This window comes from Janthinobacterium sp. GW822-FHT07A03 (assembly GCF_058798815.1).
The window spans coordinates 525,523-542,354 of record NZ_JBXAKW010000002.1 but is presented as its reverse complement, the minus strand read 5'-3'; the positions used below and the strand labels follow the sequence as shown (position 1 = coordinate 542,354).

Here is a 16,832-nt window from a genome sequence, read left to right as displayed (position 1 = left end):
ACCTCCACGACTAAGATTGCCCAGCGGGTGCCAACGCCAGCCGTATCGTCCACTCCACGGCGCCATCTGCCGCGCCGCGCACTTCAAGCACTTCCGGCCGGGACCAGGGCGCGGCCTGCGCCAGCGCCAGCAGCAATGCCGCGACCTTTTCCTGCGAAACGGCATGCCCTTGCAGGCGCACCATCGCCGTTTCTTGGTGCACACTATGCAAGGCCACGCCGGCCGGCATCGCCTGAGCCAGGGCCGCCAGCATGCGCGCCCAGGCATTGCGCTGTTCTTGCAAACGGGCAATGGCCTGCTGGCGCAGCAACAGCGCCGCCGTCTCGCCCTGCACCCGCTTGCCGGCGGCGAGCACGGTATTGATTTGCAGCATGGCATTGCGCCAGCCTTCCTGGCGGCGCAGCTGCGCGTCGAGCTGGTGCTGCAGCCAGGCGCCCGCCGCCAGGGCCAGCAGCAATCCCAGCAGCGCCCCGCCGGCCAATTGCCACAGCAGCAGCTGACTACGCTTGCGGCGTGCCGCCTGGCGATACGGCAAAAGGTTGATGCATGGCACCACTTCCGCCACGGCCCTCATCGTGCGTACCGGTGCATGGCCAGGCCCCAGGCCAGTTGATAGCTCAGGCCGCCATCAGGCAGCGTTTGCCAGCCACCCTGCGCGAGTGCCGCCTGCAAGGCCAGCGCCTCGCTATCCATGATGACGGGTGTCAACCCAGCCGCCTTGGCCGCATCCAGACGGCGCTGCACGCTGGCGCGCCGCGCAGCCACCAGCAGCACGTCGATCTCCCTGTCGCTCTGGCCGACAAGCGGCGGCGCGGGGCCGAGAATGAAAAAATCCAGGCTGGCGTCTTCGAGTGCGAACGGCATGTATTGCGCCGCGTCCAGTTCCACGAGGATCTCCAGTTGTTCTTCCGGCAATCCGGCGGGCAGGCGGATCGCATGCGTGATCAGGGCCGTGGCTGGCATGGCCAGCGCCACGCGGGTACAGCCGCTGCCACTGTCGCGGTGGGCCTGGCGCAGGGCATCAGCCAGGCCCTGCATATCTTCGACATTGCCTTCAAGCATTACTCCGGCAGCCAGCGCGGCGCTGCCGCAATGCCGGCACGACAGTGTTCCCCGCCGACGCCGTAACTCGACCACGCGCACGGCATCGTCCGCGATGTCGACGCCCAGCAAGCCGACGCCAAGAAAATTGCTGATGGACATGTTTTTCATAGAGAAACGTCAGCGTGGAAGAGGATCCTGCCATCCGAAAGCCTAGTCCCGGCAGCGCTGGCTTGTAAACGGATTTCACGCTGTTGTCTGCGGCGCGCGGCGCCTATCTGGCCCGGCCGTGATCTGGCGCAGAATAATTGTTACCAAATCCTGGTTGCCAGCGGCCCAATACACGCTTATATAGAGTATCGGCAAGTTTCGACACTCCCCCGGCAAGCGCCACGGCGCGCTGCCCCCCCGGCAAGCTCGCTTATAATTGGCCGGCATAATTAACCGAAAGACATACGACGCATGACATCTTCAAAATCCGCTGGCTCCGCTGGCCCGAAGCCGCCCACCAAGGGCAGCAAACCCAAACGTTTCCTGCTGATGGCCCTGATATCGCTGCTGGGTCTGGGCATCGTCGGCGTCTTGCTGGTGGTCTTTGGGCTGGCCATGGCCTATCCGAACCTGCCGGCGCTCGATACCTTGACCGATTACAAGCCCAAGATGCCGCTGCGCGTGTTCACGTCCGACAGCGTGCTGATCGGCGAGTTCGGCGAGGAACGGCGCAACATGGTGCACATCAAGGATATTCCCGATGTCATGAAGAAAGCCGTGCTGGCCATCGAGGATGACCGCTTCTATGAGCATGGCGGCGTCGATTACCTGGGCATCACGCGCGCGGCCCTGCACAACCTGACGGGCGGCGCCAAGCAAGGCGCCTCGACCATCACGCAGCAGGTGGCGCGCAATTTCTTCCTGTCCAGCGAACAGACCTTGAAACGCAAGGCGTATGAAGTCTTGCTGGCGTGGAAGATCGAGAAAAATCTCAGCAAGGACCAGATCCTCGAAGTCTATATGAACCAGATTTATCTGGGACAACGCGCCTACGGCTTCGCCTCGGCCGCGCAAATCTATTTCGGCAAGAACATCCAGGACCTCACCGTGGCCGAAGCGGCCATGCTGGCCGGCTTGCCGAAAGCGCCGTCCGCCTACAACCCCGTCGTCAATCCGAAACGCGCGCGCATGCGCCAGCAATACATCCTGCAGCGCATGGCGCAACTGGGCTACATCACGCCAGCGCAGTACGAAGAAGCGAAAAATGAAGAGCTGAAAGTGAAAACCGACAGCAGCGCCTTCGGCGTGCACGCGGAATACGTGTCGGAAATGGCGCGCCAGCTGGTCTACGAGCAATTCAAGGAAGATACGTATACGCGCGGCCTGAACGTCTACACCACCATCACCAAGGCCGACCAGGACGCCGCCTACATCGCCTTGCGCAAGGGCGTCATGGATTACGAGAAACGCCATGGCTACCGCGGCCCGGAAGCGTATATCGAGATTCCGAAGACCAAGGCCGAAGCCGATGACGCGATCGAGACGGAACTGGCCGACCACCCGGACAGCGACGACATCATCGCCGCCATGGTGCTGCAAGCTTCGCCCAAATCGTTGCAAGCTGTCACCTCGGCCGGCGAGGAAATCACCATTACCGGCCCCGGCCTGACCTTCGGCGCGGCCTGGCTGTCGGAAAAAGCGGCGCCAAACCGCCGTATCAAGCGCGGCGCCGTGATCCGCGTCATGCAGGAAAACAACGCCTGGGTCTTGACGCAGATGCCGGAAGTGCAATCGGCGTTCGTGTCGGCCAGCACCACCGACGGCGCCATCCGCGCCATGGTGGGCGGCTTCGATTACAACCGCAACAAATTCAACCACGTCACGCAGGCATGGCGCCAGCCCGGTTCGGCCTTCAAGCCCTTCATCTATTCCGCCTCGCTGGAACGGGGTTTGTCGCCGGCCACCATCATCAACGATGCGCCGATCTCGTTCGATGCGGGCCAGACGGGCGGCCAGGCATGGGAACCGAAGAACTACGACAGCAAATACGATGGCCCGATGACCATGCGCAAGGGTTTGATGAAGTCGAAGAACATGATTTCCATCCGCATCCTGCACAAGATCGGCGCCAAATATGGCCAGGAATACGCGACGCGCTTCGGCTTTGACGCGGACAAGAACCCGCCCTACCTGACCCTGGCCCTGGGCGCCGGCAACGTCACGCCGCTGCAGATGGCCGGTGCGTATGCCGTGTTCGCCAACGGTGGCTACAAGATCAACCCGTATCTGATCGCCAAGGTGACCGATAGCGACGGCAATGTGTTGTCGCAAGCCAAGCCGGACCTGGCGGGCGAGGAAGCCAACCGCGTCATCGACGAGCGCAATGCCTTCATGATGAACAGCATGCTCAACGACGTCGTGCGCTTCGGTACGGCAAATAAAGCCATGGCCTTGAAGCGCCCTGACCTGGCCGGCAAGACGGGCACGACCAACGATTCCATCGACGCGTGGTTCGCCGGTTACCAGGCCAAGCTGGTAGGCATCGCCTGGATCGGTTACGACCAGCCGCGCAACCTGGGCAACCGGGAAACGGGCGGCGGCCTGGCCTTGCCGATCTGGATCAGCTACATGGCGAAGGCATTGAAGAGCATTCCCGTCGAGGAACGCGCCGTGCCGGAAGGCCTGATCCACGTGGGCGACGAGTATTACTATGCGGAAAATCCGCCGGGCACGGGCGTCGGTAGCCTGGAAGGCGCGGCGCGCGGCACGCCGGAGGAAGAAAAAGCCAAGGAAGCCGTGAAAAATGAATTGTTTTAAACGGTAATCATGCAAAAAGGGCAGACTGCAAGGTCTGCCCTTTTTTATTGCTACGGCGAAAGTTACTTCAACACCACGGGCGCCCCCGCCTGCTCACTCGCCATGCTGGACAAGGCCGCAAACAGTTCCGAGCCGTCGCGCGTGTTGATCCACTCGTCGCCCACGCGCTTGTAGTGGAAACCGCCGGAACGGGCGGCCACCCACATTTCACGCATGGGGGCCTGGCTGTTGACGATGATTTTCGTGCCGTTATCGATGAATTCGATTTCCAGCACATTGCCGCTGCGGCTGCATTCGACGTCGAGCACGTCTTCATCGTTCAGCCGGTCCAGCGCCGCCTCGATCTGGGTCAGGGTGGCTTCGGCCAGGGCCAGGAATTCCGATTCGCTCATGCTACACTCCAAAGATCTTAATCAAACCGTGATTCTAATCGTGAAGTCATCCTCAGCGTTTTATATCGGCATCGCCATTGTGGTTTCTAGCGTCCTGGCCGGCTGCGGCCAGCCCGGCCCCCTGTACCTGCCCAAGCCGCCAGCGGCCAAGGGCGCACCAGCCAAAGGCCCCGTCGAACCGGCGCCCGTGCCGCCGCCACCGGTCATCGTGCCGGCGACCTAAACGGAGCGCACCGGGGTGGCGGCATGCGCCGCCCTGGCAGTTTTGACGCGCTTGCTCCAGGCGAAAACCACGCGAATTAACAGCAGTAGCGCGACGATGCTGCCGAACAGAATCGGTTGCGCGAAATTGTGCTTGCCCGCCTTCATCCACCAGAAGTGCAAGATGCCGAGCGGCGCGATGACATAGATCAACCGGTGCAGCCACTGCCAGCGCTTGCCGCCCAGCCGCTTGACCATGCCATTCGTGCTCGTCACGGCCAGCGGAATCAGCAACACAAAGGCAATAAAACCCACCGTGATGAATGGCCGCTTGAGCACATCCTTCCACATTTCCTGCAGATCGAAAAAGTGATCGAACCATAAAAAAGTGGTGAAGTGCAGCGCCGCGTAGAAAAACGCGAACAGGCCCAGCATCCGCCGCAGCTTGATCAGCCAGTTCCATTGCGTGAAGCGCCGCAAGGGCGTCACCGCCAGGCTGATGCACAGGAAATACAGGGTCCAGTCACCCGTGCCGCGCGTGATGAATTCCAGCGGCTCCACCAGTTGCCCCGTGTATGTGAGCCAGACCATGCGCGCGAATGGCAGCAGCGCCAGCAGAAAAACCAGGCTTTTGAAGAGCGACAATTGTCTCGGCGTGGGGTTGAGGGCCATGGTCTTTCCTTAAAAGAACTTCTTCAGATCCATGCCCGCGTACAAGGAAGCGACATCGTTGTAGCCATTGAACATCAGGGTCTTGCGTTTGCGCGCGAGAAAACCGTCTTCGCCGATGCGCCGTTCGGAAGCCTGCGACCAGCGCGGATGATCGACGTTCGGGTTCACGTTCGAATAAAAACCATATTCGGACGGCGCCGACAGGTTCCAGGACGTGCGCGGCTGTTCCTTGACGAAACGGATCTTGACGATGGATTTGGCTGATTTGAAACCATATTTCCACGGCAAGACCATGCGCACGGGTGCGCCGTTCTGGTTCGGCAAGGTTTCCCCATACATGCCCAGGGTCAGCAGCGCCAGCGGATGGTTCGCTTCGTCGATGCGCAAGCCTTCCGTATACGGCCACTGCAGCACGCGGCTGCCCACGCCCGGCATCTGCTTCTTGTCGGCCAGGGTGATGAATTCCACATACTTGGCATTGCCCGTCGGCTCCACCTTCTTGATGATTTCCGAAAAGGAATAACCGACCCAGGGAATCACCATCGACCAGCCTTCCACGCAGCGCAGCCGGTAGACGCGTTCTTCCAGCGGCGCCAGCTTCAGCAGTGCGTCGAGGTCCAGGGTCATCGGTTTCTTGACTTCGCCTTCGATGCTGACCGTCCACGGCCGCGTGCGCAGGGTGCCCGCGTTTTGCGCCGGGTCGCTCTTGTCCGTGCCGAATTCGTAGAAATTGTTGTAGCTGGTGGCGTCTTTATAGGCCGTCTGCTTTTCCAGCGCCGAATAGGCGGGATTGAGCTTGGCCGCCAGCTTGGGATTCGTGCCTTGCGCGAACGCTTCGCGGCTGGCCATTTCCAGCAAGGCCGCGCTGGACATCGAGCCCAACGCCACTTGCTTGATGAAGCTGCGGCGCGATTCAAACACGGCGCGCGGCGTGATTTCGGAAGAATACGGCAACTCAATGCCGTTGGGACTGCGCTTGATCAACATGGCGGCTCCGGGAAAAGGTGATGATTTGTACCTTACACCAGTTTTCCCGGGCCGTTCATGACGCTTCTGTCATTAAAGCTTGCCGTAAGAATGCAGGCCGGAGAGAAACATATTCACGCCCAGGAAGGCAAACGTCGTCACCAGCAAGCCCACCAGCGCCCACCACGAGGCGACGCGGCCGCGCAAGCCCGTCATCAGGCGCATGTGCAGCCAGGCCGCATAGTTGAGCCAGACGATCAGCGCCCACGTTTCTTTCGGGTCCCACGACCAGTAGCCGCCCCACGCTTCGGCCGCCCACAGGGCACCCAGGATGGTCGCTACCGTGAAGAAGGCGAAGCCCACGGAAATGGCCTTGTACATGACGTCGTCGAGCACTTCCAGCGACGGCAGGCGGTCGACCAGGTAGCCGCTCGACTTGAGCAGGTAGGCGGCCGCCACCATGGCCGACAGGGCGAAGGTGCCGTAGCCGATGAAGTTGGCCGGCACGTGGATCTTCATCCACCAGCTTTGCAGGGCCGGCACCAGCGGCTGGATTTCGGCCGCGTCGCGCGTGACCGTGTACCACATCAGGAACACGACGGCCGCCGAAATGACCAGCATGACGAAGGCGCCCAGCTGGCGCGTCGCGTAATGCTGCTCGTAGTACAGGTAGAACATGGCCGTGATCAGGGAAAACAGGATGAACACTTCATACAGGTTCGACACGGGAATGTGGCCCACGTCGGCGCCGATCAGGTAAGACTCGTACCAGCGCACCAGCATACCCGTCAGGCCCAGCACCACGCCGGCCCAGCACAGCAGGGAGCCGACGGACGAGCCGAATTCCGAGCGCGCCACCAGGCCGATCCAGTAGAACAGAGTCGACAGCACGAACAGGGTGCCCATCCACAAGATGGCGGACTGGCTCGACAAGATGTATTTCAGGAAGAATTTCTGATTGGCCATTTCCAGGTGGCCCGCGTACAGCTCGATGGCGAACAGCGACAGCACGGCCGCCAGCGGGATCAGCCAGCGTACGGGCTTCCAGTGCCAGCCCAGCCACGCAAACGTGGGCGCCGCGGCCAGCAGGATGGCCTTTTCATAGATATCCATGAAGGCGCCAAAGCGCATCAGGCCGAACAGGGAGGCGGCCAGCAAGCCGGCGCCGTACAGCCAATCGATCAGGCTCAGGCGCTTGAAAAATCCTGGTTCCTGCGTATATATTTGCTTGTTTGCCAATTCCATCATTTTCTCCATTCCCGGCAACGCGCAAGCGTCCCGAAACTCAGCCAATCCAACTCAGCGCAGCTTACGCCGATTGCGGCAACTTTGCCTTCAAGTTCTCAAAATCTTTTTCAAAATCCAGCGTCTTGCGCTGCGTGCTCATGGCCATCAGGGCCTCGCTGCCGCCCTCGACATCCTTGATCCACACCCACAGGCGGCGCTCGCGGATATAAAACATGGAAAATACGCCGATCACGAGGAACAGGCAACCGAGGTAGACCACGCTCTTGCCCGGCGAACGCGTCACCTGCAGCACGGACGCCTTGATTTCCGTAAAGTCGTCAAGTTGCAGGTACACGGGCGCGCCATAGAAGAAGCTATCGGACAGCGCATTCGTGGCCAGTTGCAGGAAGCGGCCATGTTTGTCATCGGCCTCGATGGCTTTCAAGCCATCCTGGGCGCGTGCCGCCTGCCACAAGTCCCACAGGCTGCCGTTGAGGATTTTCATGAAGATATCGGCCGCTTTTTCTTGCTCGGCAGCAGGAATTTTCTCCAAGAAACGCGAAATGGCGAGGAAACCGCCCTCCTGCCCATTACCGGCAAAGATGCCCAGGCTTTTCGCCGCCGATTCCTGCAACTGGCCGCGCAAGGCTTCCGCGTTCGCCTGCGGCATGGCGCGCGCCGCATAGCGCGCGGCGGCCTGCTGGCGCAGCGCGGGATCTTGCAGCGCGGCACGCAAGCGCATCCACTCATTCACGCTGTAATTGTCATCGGCGGGGATGCGCAGATAGCTGAACGGGTCGCTGGGGTTGATGCGCATGCCGGCCAGGAACACCGTCGTGCCATCGACCGTGACGGGCTGCATGTAGTTCTGGTACTCGCGCGCCTGGCCCGTCTTGTCGCGCAATTTGTATTGCACCGAGGGACCGACATTCTTGAGATCCTTGTTATGCGCGTTCTTCGCGGCCGACCCAAGGCGTTTATCGAGGCCGACGGCAAATTTATCGTTGAAACTTTCCGCCTTGTTGACGGCGCGCACGTCCTGGCCCGCGCTGAGGTTTTCCACGTTAAACGGACGGAAACCCGACCATTCCACCGTGTAGGAATTGCCGTCGCTGCGCTCGAGCGGCGTGCTGCCGCCCACTTCGCCGCCGATATCGAAGCGTTTCGTCGTCTTGCCCGTCATGGGATAGCCCGTCAACTTGAGCTTGCTGCCGCCATCCTCAAAGCTGGACTGGTACAGGGCCAGGCCCTTGTACAGCAGCGGCTGGTTGACTTTGATGGTTGCAGGGAACGTCTCGCCCGTTGCATGATCGGTAATGACGACATCGCTGGCAAACAGCTTGGGCATGCCCGTGCTGTAGAAATCGATGTGGAATTTCTTCAGCAGGATGGTGATGGGCAGATCCTGGATCAGCACGCCATCGGCCTGGGGAATGATGGCCGTGTTGCTCGACGAGCCTTCCGGGATCATGGTATTGCCGCGGAAAGTGGGGTTCGACAGGCTCAGCCGGTGCTGGGCGGGAATGTCGGCGATCACGCCGCTGCCGGAAAACGGTGTCTTGCCAAAGAACCATTGCTGTACGCGGATCGGCATTTCCGAATCGAGCAAGCCGCCCACGCAGATGATGACGATGGCGCCATGGGCAAAGATATAGCCCCATTTATTCGCCGTGCCCCGCTTGGCCGCCACCAGGGTGGCGTTGTCCTTCTCGACCACCTTGGCCCCATAGCCGGCGTCTTTCAGGCGCATCACCATCTGCTGCGCCAGCACGGCGCGCGGCAGCGGCGCCTGCCATTCCAGCTTGTGGTGGAAATTGCGCAGCGATTGCTCGCGTACGGTTTCGCGCCAGCTGCGCATGTCCTTGAGCATTTTCGGCGCATTGCGCACGATGCACAGCGAGGTCGAGGCGACGAGAAAACCCATGATGACGAGGAACCACCAGGCCGAATACACGGAATACAGGCTCAGCTTGTCGAAGACGGCGAACCAGAACGGGCCGAACTGGTTGACATAATTGGGCATGGGCTCGTTTTGCTTGAGCACGGTGCCAATGATGGAGGCGATGGCGATCAGGGTCAGCAAACTGATGGCAAAGCGCATCGACGAGACCAGCTCGACGAATTCAGCCAGGCTGCGGCGTTGGGTCTTTAACTCGATTCCGGTCGTGCCAGTGCTCATACGTGGATACTCATACGGGATATGCAATCTTCAAGAAAATGTAGGCATGGAGCAGAGTGTTTCTCCGCGCAAGGCGGCAGCATACTCCTGTTTGGCCCCTGCCATAAAAAAGGGCAGCCTGTGGAGACGGCCGCCCTTGTTCATGCGCGCTGGTGCGCCTGGCAATCTATTGCCAATATGAAAACTTACTTCAGGCCGGCGATGTAATCGGCCACGGCGGCGATCTCGTCATCCGACATGCGGGCGGCGATGGTGTGCATTTGCGCGCTGTTCTTGCGGGCATCGGCCTTGGTGCTGCGGAACATCGTCAGCTGGGCCACCGTGTAATCCTGGTGCTGGCCGGCGATGCGCGGATACTGGACGGGAATGCCATTGCCCGTCGCGCCATGACAGCTGGCGCAGGCGGCAACTTGCTTCGAAGCAATGCCACCACGGTAGATTTTCTTGCCCAGGTCGATCGTATCCTTGTTTTTCGCGGCGCCCGGCTTGGACACCTGCGTGCCCAGGTAAGCGGCGATATTCTTCTTGTCGGCGTCGCTGAGCATCTTCGCGTAGGTCGTCATGACGGGCTGGCTGCGCTCCGGCGTGGTGAAGTCGACCAGTTGCTTGTAGATATAGCTTTCGTGCTGGCCGGCCAGCTTCGGATTGACGGAAATGGTCGAATTGCCGGCCGCGCCATGGCACGATACGCAGGCAGGCAAGCCGCGCGCCGCATCGCCATCGGCGTACAAAGTAGCGCCCTTGGCAGCGTCAGCCTTGACGGCCGGTTTCGGTGCTTCGACCGCGGAGGCAGTTGCCGATACAGCCAGCAAAGCGAGCAGCATGGATTTGAACAACGGTGAAAACGCACGATTCATTCAGGCACCCTGAGACAGTGAGAAATTAGTGGTGGACATTGCCGCGCCCTGGGGATTTTTGCTTTATTTTCAGGGCCGCAAGCCGCATCGCTGCTACGCCGGCAACAATAAACAACCCCTTATTGTACAATAGCTTCTTGGCGTTATCGCTCCCTTATCGCTCCCTTTTGTTGCTTTACTACTCCCATGTCAAAACTCTGGCAAGCCCGCTTCTTTACGACCGTCAACCAATTGCGTGACCTGCCCGATACCACGGTGCCGGAAATCGCTTTTGCCGGCCGCTCCAATGCCGGTAAATCGACCGCCATCAACATCTTGTGTAATCAGAAAGGCTTGGCGTTCGCCTCCAAGACACCTGGCCGTACCCAGCACATCAACTACTTCTCCATCGGCGGCGCCCACGTGGCGCAGCACCGCAAGGATGCCACCATCGTCGAAGAGATCGAATGCCTGCTGGTCGACTTGCCGGGCTACGGCTACGCGGAAGTCTCGGGCTCGGCCAAATTGCACTGGCAGCGCCTGCTGGGCGACTACGTGCAGCGCCGCGAGCAATTGGCCGGTTTGATCCTGATCATGGATTCGCGCCGCCCGTTCACCGACCTGGACATCCAGATGCTGGAATGGTTCGCCCCGACGGGTAAACCGATTCACTGCATCCTGACGAAAGTCGATAAGCTGAACCGCAATGAATCCGTGAATGCCTTGCGCCAGGCGAAAGCCAAGCTCGACAGCTATGTGGATGAAGACGGCGTCGGTTTCCCGTTCACCGTGCAACTGTTCTCGGCCTTGAAGCGCGTCGGCATCGACGAAGCCAATGACAAGATCATGGAACTGGCCGGCATCAGCGAAGACGGCGCGGCCCAGATGGTCGACCTGATCGACATGGAAGACGACGTCGAGCCGGAGTCGGACAAACCGGCTTGATCGACATCAACACAACGTAAAAAAAGGCTGCCCGTTCACACGGTGCAGCCTTTTTTATTGCGGCACGTTGCTGGCGCCTAGCGCCGTCCCGGTCCTGGCCGCTTCTCGGAAAAGAATTCCTGGCGCAGGAAGGCGCTCAGCTCGGCAGTATCTTCCACACGGGCGCTGAGGTTGACGTTACGTCCCAGGCGCCGCGATTCCCAGACGAAATCGCCGGGCTTTTCGGCACGGATCAGCTGGATCATCTTCTTGATGATGGCCGTCTCGATATCGGGCTCATTGCCCAGTTCCACTTTTTCCTGCTTCAGCCAATTGCGCTTGAAGTTGCCGTTCCAGCCCTTGAACTTGACTTCGGCGCTGAACGAGGTCTGGTTGACGATGGAAAACACGCCTCCCGAATCCTCGCGGTCGCTGCCGGAATTGCGTCCCTGCGCGCCGGCGATATTCGCCTTGGCCACGCGCATGGCGCGGTCATTTTCGCTTTCCTCGGCCGGCGGCGTTGGATTCTGCGCCTCGCGCTGCTTGCGGCGCTGCTCGATCATCGAACTCATGTCTTCAGCGGGCGGCGGCGGCAACGGCACTTTCGACACCAGCGGCGGGGTGTAGGTTTCCAGTTTCGGCTTGTCGTGCGGCACGTCTTTTGTGACCACGCGCTTGCTCGGGGCCGGCGGCGGTTTCACCTTGGCCACTTTCGTGTCTTTGGGTTTCGGCGTGGGTTTCGGCTGCGGCTTCGGTTGCGGCTTGTCCTTCAGCGGCGCGATGTAGACCATCGCGCTTTCCTTCTTCGGCGGCGGAATCTTTTCGATCTTGTCACTGCGCAACAAAACATACGCCGCCAGCAGCACGTGCAGCAAGACGGACACGCCGAGCGCAACCTTGCGCGTGGTGCTGGTCTTGGACCCGTAGGCCGGAGGTGGCTGGATCACTTGCCCGCAGGTGGGGCAAACATCGGAATCGGCAGCCAACAAATGGGTCGTGTCATGCAAAATGAATCGTGCTTTCTGTGTAGCGAAGAAATAACATTACAGGGCAGCCATAGTGCCAGAGTCCCTTGCTTTTGGGAACACTTCCTCGGCCTTTCCAACCCGCAGCGTACAGGATAGCGACATTCCTTGCAGCGCTAACCAGAGTACCCGAGCCGTCCCTTGACGGTTGTTACCGTATGTATCACTGCCCATACAAAACCGGCGCCCCATTCACGCAGGAATGGGACGCCGGTCAGGGGTCACAACTCACGCACGTGCTCAAGCCTGGTTGTCGAGCGCCACCAGTTGCTCGTCCGTCACCGGCCCCGTGCCGCTGTACTTGTCCAGGAACAAATAGATGACGGGGGTGATAAACAGGGTAATCACTTGCGAAAACAGCAATCCACCGACCACGGCCAGGCCCAGCGGCTGGCGCAGCTCGGCGCCGGCGCCCAGGCCCAGGGCGATCGGCAAGGCGCCCATCAGGGCCGCCGCCGAGGTCATCATGATGGGGCGGAAGCGCAGGATGCACGCCTGGCGGATGGCCTCAGGCGGGCTCATGCTCTCGTTGCGCTGCGCATGCAGGGCAAAGTCGATCATCATGATGGCGTTTTTCTTGACGATACCGATCAGCATCAAAATACCGATGATGGCGATCATGGTCAGGTCCATGCCGAACAGGCGCAGGGTCAACAGCGCCCCCACGGCCGCCGACGGCAAGCCGGCCAGGATGGTCAGCGGGTGGATGTAGCTTTCATACAGCACGCCGAGCAGCACATAGATCACGGCCAGCGCGGCGATGATGAGAATGATCTGGCTCGACTGCGAATCCTGGAACACGGCCGCGTCGCCGCCGTAGCGCGTGATGATGGAGGCCGGCAAGCTCATGTCCTTGCCCATCACGTCGATCTTGCCCGTGGCGATGCCCAGCGGCACGTCCGGCGCCAGGTTGAAGGAGATCGTCACGGCCTGCAACTGCCCCTGGTGATTGACGGACGTGGGACCAATCGTGCGTTCCACGTAGGCAATACTCGACAGTTTCACCAGCTCGCCCGACTTGCTGCGCACGGACACGCGCGTGAGCGCATCGTCATACTGGCGGTCTGGCGTGGCCGCTTCCAGGATCACGTAATAGCTGGCGGCCGACGAATAGATGGTCGACACTTGCCGCTCGCCGAAGGCGCTGTACAGTGCCGTGCGGATATCGGACATTTGCACGCCCAGCAGATTGGCCTTGTCGCGGTCGATCCTGAGGGAAGCCTGCAAGCCCTTGATCTGCGAATCGCTGGTGACGTCGCGGAAGGCCGGGTCGGCGCGCATGCCTGCAATAAACTTTTCCGCCCAGTCATTCAAGGCGTCGGGGCTGACGCTTTGCAAGGTGTACTGGTAACGGCTCTTGCTCTGGCGGCCGCCCAGTTGCAAGTTTTGCACGGGACGGAAATACACGGCCATGCCGGGCACGGCACTCGTCGCGCGGCGCAGGTTTTCCAGCACCACGGGCATTTTCGGCCGTTCGCTGCGCGGCTTCAGCACCATGAACATGCGGCCCGTATTGCCGCCGCCGACGAACGACGTCACGTCCTGCACGCTGGGGTCCGCCTTGAGCACGGCCGCCACGCGGGCTTGCAAGTCCTGCAATGCCGCCGAGGAAATATCCTCCGACGCTTCCGTATTCACCTGGATCTGGCCCAGGTCTTCTTCGGGGAAGAAACCCTTCGGAATGGTCGCGTACAGCAGCACCGTCAGCGCGAACGTGCATACGGCGATGAACAGTACCACGTTGCGGTGCGCCAGGGCCTTGTCGAGCAGATGCACGTAACCGTTGCGCAATTTCGTGAATGCCGCCTCGAAATGGCGGCCGATGAAGGTTTTTTCGCCATGCGTGGGGTCGCTGTCATTGTGTTCGCGCGAATCGGCCGGCAGGAAGCGGCTGGCCAGCATCGGTACCAGGGTCAGCGACACGATGGCCGAGACAAGGATGGACAGCGAGACGACGACGGCAAACTCGTGGAACAGCAAGCCGATCACGCCCGGCATGAAGAAGATGGGGATGAACACGGCCACCAGCGAGACGGAAATCGAGATGATGGTGAAACCCATTTCCTTGGCGCCCACGAGGGCCGCCTGGATCGGTTTCTTGCCCATTTCGATATGCCGCACGATGTTTTCCAGCACCACGATGGCATCGTCGACCACCAGGCCCACGGCCAGGGTGATGCCCAGCAGGGAAACGTTGTCGAGACTGTAGCCGAGCCAGTACAGCAGGGCCAGCGCGCCGAGCAGGGAAATGGGCATGGTGACGGCCGGAATGAAGGTGGCCGCCGCGCGGTGCAGGAACAGGAAGATCACCAGCACCACGAGGATCACGGTCAGCGCCAGGGTCAGGTTGACGTCGTGGATGGCTTCGCGGATCGAGACGGAACGGTCGTTGACCAGGCTGATCTGGATGGAAGCGGGCAATTGCGCCTTGAAACCCGGCAAGAGTTTCCGCACGGCATCGACCACTTGCACCGTGTTCGCATCCGGTTGACGCTGCACCAGCAAGGTGATCGAGCGCTCGCCGTTGAAACTGCCGGCCGTCTTGGTCGACTGGAAACTGTCTTCCACTTCGGCCACTTCCTTCAGCCGCACGGGCTGGCCGTTACGTGTGGCAACGATGAGTTCGGCAAAATCGGCCGCCTTCATCATCTGCGGGTTACCCTGGATGGTCAAGGTCTGGCTGGGGCCGTCGAGGATGCCCAGCGGCGAATTCGTGTTCGAGGCGCGCAGCGCGGTGGCCAGTTCGTCCATCGTCAGGTTGCGCGCGTTCATCAGGTCGGCACGGGCGCGCACGCGCACGGCGAAGCGTTTCTGGCCATTCACGCTGACCTGGGCCACGCCAGGCAAGGTCGACAAACTGGGCGCGATCAGGTTTTCCGCATAATCATTGAGATCCGACAAGTTCAACGATGGCGACGTCATCTGGATGAACAGCACGGGTGCATCGGCCGGATTGACTTTACGATAGGACGGCAAGTCCGTCATTTCCGTCGGCAACTGGCGCTGTGCGCGCAGCAGCGCCGCCTGCACGTCGACCGCGGCCTCGTTGACATTGATGCTGGCATCAAACTCCAGGGTCAGCGAGGTATTGCCCAGGGTACTCGTGGAAGTGATCAGGCTCAGGCCGGCAATCGTGGAAAACTGCTTTTCCAACGGCAAGGCCACCGAGGACGCCATGGTATCGGGGCTGGCGCCGGCCAGGTCGGCGCTGACGTTGATGACGGGCGTGTTGTAGCTCGGCAAGGCGGCCACGGGAATATGGCCATACGCCAGCACGCCGGCCAGGATGATGGAGAGGGATAGCAGCACCACCATGACGGGGCGGCGGATGCTCAGTTCGGACAGGTTCATGCTGGCTTGCCCTGCGGTGCGGCGGCGCCGTCGGCGGCCTTGTGTTTTTCCGCCAGGCGCACCTTGCCGCCCGGACGCAGGTTCTGCTTGCCGTCGACGATGACTTTTTCATCGCCGGTCAAGCCGGTGACGACGGCATTCGGACCGAACGCATACACGCGGGCAATCTTGCGCACCTTGGCCGTGTTGTCGGACTCCATCGAATACACGAAGACGCCCGTGGTATTGGTGATGATGGCGTTTTGCGGAATGACCAGCGCATCCTTGAGCGTGCGCACCGTCAACTGCGTATTCACATACTGGCCAGGCCACAGGTCGGTGCCGCCATTGTTGAAACGGGCTTTGACCTTGATCACACCCGTGGCGGGATCGACGGCATTGTCGATAAAGTTCAGTTTGCCTTCCAGTTGCTTGCCGCCCGCGTCCGACAGCAGCGCCTTGACCGCCACCTCGCCCGCCTTCTGCGCCGCCAGCAAGCCCGACAGGCTGCTTTCCGGCAAGGTGAAGACCACGTCGATCGGGTCGAGCTGGGTGATGCTGGTCAGCGAGGTGGTCGGCTGCACCAGGCTGCCCGCGTAGACACTGATGGCGCCCACCCTGCCCGCCTGCGGCGCGCGCAGGACGGTATAGCTGGAGTCGACCTGGGCCGCACGCAAGGCGGCCTGGTCGGCGGCCAACAAGGCGCGTGCCGCGTCGAGCTGGCTTTGCAGCGTGTCCACGGCGCCCTGGGCGATGAAGTTCTTGCTCAGCAAATCCTGGCTGCGTTTGAGCTGGCGTTCGAGATCGGCTACCGAGGCGCGGTCGCGCAATACTTGCGCTTGCGCCTTGTCAACATTCGCGTGCTCGCTGCGCGCATCCAGCGTAAACATCAGCTCGCCCTGCTTGACGAACTGGCCTTCGCGGATGTGCACCTTGGTAATCGTACTGGTCGTCTGCGGATGCAGGTCGACGCTGCTGATCGGCGTCACGCTGCCATTGGCTTGCAGCAGCATCGGCACATCCTGGCGCACGGGCGCAACGACGCTGACGGTGGTCGGCGCCTGCGCCCCGCCCTTGCCTCCCTTGCCATCCTGTCCACCTGCCGCTTTGCCGGACTGATGATTGAAATACCAGATGCCGCCACCGATACACAGGGCCGCACCCACGAGGATTGCCAGGCTAGTCTTTTTCATTGTTCTGTCACGCTGTTGCAGCGCAGGGCCGCAGGTTG

Annotated in this window: 14 protein-coding genes; 3 read left to right on the top strand and 11 right to left on the bottom strand. The window is 61.0% G+C overall.

Features of this window, described 5'->3' with window-relative positions; translation table 11 throughout:
- Window positions 1-10 precede the first annotated feature (10 nt).
- Window positions 11-574, bottom strand: a complete 564-nt coding sequence (locus AC1RJW_RS08520; protein WP_493044549.1) for a PilN domain-containing protein — start codon at window positions 572-574, stop codon at window positions 11-13.
- Window positions 571-1,203: a pilus assembly protein PilM gene (gene pilM, locus AC1RJW_RS08515; RefSeq protein WP_493044548.1), complete on the bottom strand. Its 633-nt coding sequence runs from the start codon at window positions 1,201-1,203 to the stop codon at window positions 571-573. The genes AC1RJW_RS08520 and pilM overlap by 4 nt, the downstream gene beginning before the upstream one ends.
- Window positions 1,204-1,503: 300 nt before the next feature.
- Here pilM and AC1RJW_RS08510 point away from each other — a divergent pair, with 300 nt between their 5' ends.
- Window positions 1,504-3,849 (top strand): penicillin-binding protein 1A, encoded by a 2,346-nt coding sequence (locus tag AC1RJW_RS08510; protein ID WP_493044547.1) that lies wholly within the window; start codon window positions 1,504-1,506, stop codon window positions 3,847-3,849.
- A 62-nt stretch (window positions 3,850-3,911) separates the two neighbouring features.
- Here the strand turns inward: AC1RJW_RS08510 and cyaY are convergent, their stop codons facing one another.
- Window positions 3,912-4,241 carry an iron donor protein CyaY gene (gene cyaY, locus AC1RJW_RS08505; protein ID WP_092802037.1) on the bottom strand — a complete coding sequence of 110 codons (330 nt, stop codon included), beginning with the start codon at window positions 4,239-4,241 and terminating at the stop codon, window positions 3,912-3,914.
- 40 nt (window positions 4,242-4,281) lie between these two features.
- Here cyaY and lptM point away from each other — a divergent pair, with 40 nt between their 5' ends.
- Window positions 4,282-4,464, top strand: coding sequence for an LPS translocon maturation chaperone LptM (gene lptM / locus AC1RJW_RS08500; RefSeq protein ID WP_070221692.1), 183 nt, complete (start codon window positions 4,282-4,284; stop codon window positions 4,462-4,464).
- On the opposite strand, the gene msrQ is transcribed toward lptM, so the two are convergent.
- The 5 genes from msrQ to AC1RJW_RS08475 all read right to left on the bottom strand — a co-directional run bounded on the left by msrQ (window position 4,461) and on the right by AC1RJW_RS08475 (window position 10,343).
- Window positions 4,461-5,114, bottom strand: coding sequence for a protein-methionine-sulfoxide reductase heme-binding subunit MsrQ (gene msrQ / locus AC1RJW_RS08495; protein ID WP_493044546.1), 654 nt, complete (start codon window positions 5,112-5,114; stop codon window positions 4,461-4,463). The two genes, lptM and msrQ, sit on opposite strands and share 4 nt — an antisense overlap.
- A gap of 9 nt (window positions 5,115-5,123) precedes the next feature.
- Complete coding sequence (gene msrP, locus AC1RJW_RS08490; protein WP_326455944.1) at window positions 5,124-6,101, bottom strand: protein-methionine-sulfoxide reductase catalytic subunit MsrP; 978 nt, start codon at window positions 6,099-6,101, stop codon at window positions 5,124-5,126.
- 72 nt (window positions 6,102-6,173) lie between these two features.
- A complete protein-coding gene (gene ccsB, locus AC1RJW_RS08485) occupies window positions 6,174-7,325 on the bottom strand; it encodes a c-type cytochrome biogenesis protein CcsB (RefSeq protein ID WP_152252335.1) in 1,152 nt (383 codons plus the stop codon).
- Between the two features lie 64 nt (window positions 7,326-7,389).
- Window positions 7,390-9,486, bottom strand: a complete 2,097-nt coding sequence (locus tag AC1RJW_RS08480; protein WP_493044545.1) for a cytochrome c biogenesis protein ResB — start codon at window positions 9,484-9,486, stop codon at window positions 7,390-7,392.
- 185 nt (window positions 9,487-9,671) lie between these two features.
- On the bottom strand, window positions 9,672-10,343 hold the full coding sequence (locus AC1RJW_RS08475; RefSeq protein WP_493044544.1) for a c-type cytochrome: 672 nt from the start codon (window positions 10,341-10,343) through the stop codon (window positions 9,672-9,674).
- A gap of 186 nt (window positions 10,344-10,529) precedes the next feature.
- Here AC1RJW_RS08475 and yihA point away from each other — a divergent pair, with 186 nt between their 5' ends.
- A complete protein-coding gene (yihA, locus tag AC1RJW_RS08470; RefSeq protein WP_070221698.1) occupies window positions 10,530-11,267 on the top strand; it encodes a ribosome biogenesis GTP-binding protein YihA/YsxC in 738 nt (245 codons plus the stop codon).
- Between the two features lie 77 nt (window positions 11,268-11,344).
- On the opposite strand, the gene AC1RJW_RS08465 is transcribed toward yihA, so the two are convergent.
- The 3 genes from AC1RJW_RS08465 to AC1RJW_RS08455 form a co-directional block, all read right to left on the bottom strand.
- A complete protein-coding gene (locus AC1RJW_RS08465) occupies window positions 11,345-12,193 on the bottom strand; it encodes a hypothetical protein (RefSeq protein WP_493044543.1) in 849 nt (282 codons plus the stop codon).
- A gap of 318 nt (window positions 12,194-12,511) precedes the next feature.
- A complete protein-coding gene (locus AC1RJW_RS08460) occupies window positions 12,512-15,622 on the bottom strand; it encodes an efflux RND transporter permease subunit (RefSeq protein WP_493044542.1) in 3,111 nt (1,036 codons plus the stop codon).
- Window positions 15,619-16,794, bottom strand: a complete 1,176-nt coding sequence (locus AC1RJW_RS08455; protein WP_493044541.1) for an efflux RND transporter periplasmic adaptor subunit — start codon at window positions 16,792-16,794, stop codon at window positions 15,619-15,621. Before AC1RJW_RS08455 ends, AC1RJW_RS08460 begins: the two co-directional genes overlap by 4 nt.
- Between the last annotated feature and the right edge of the window lie 38 nt (window positions 16,795-16,832).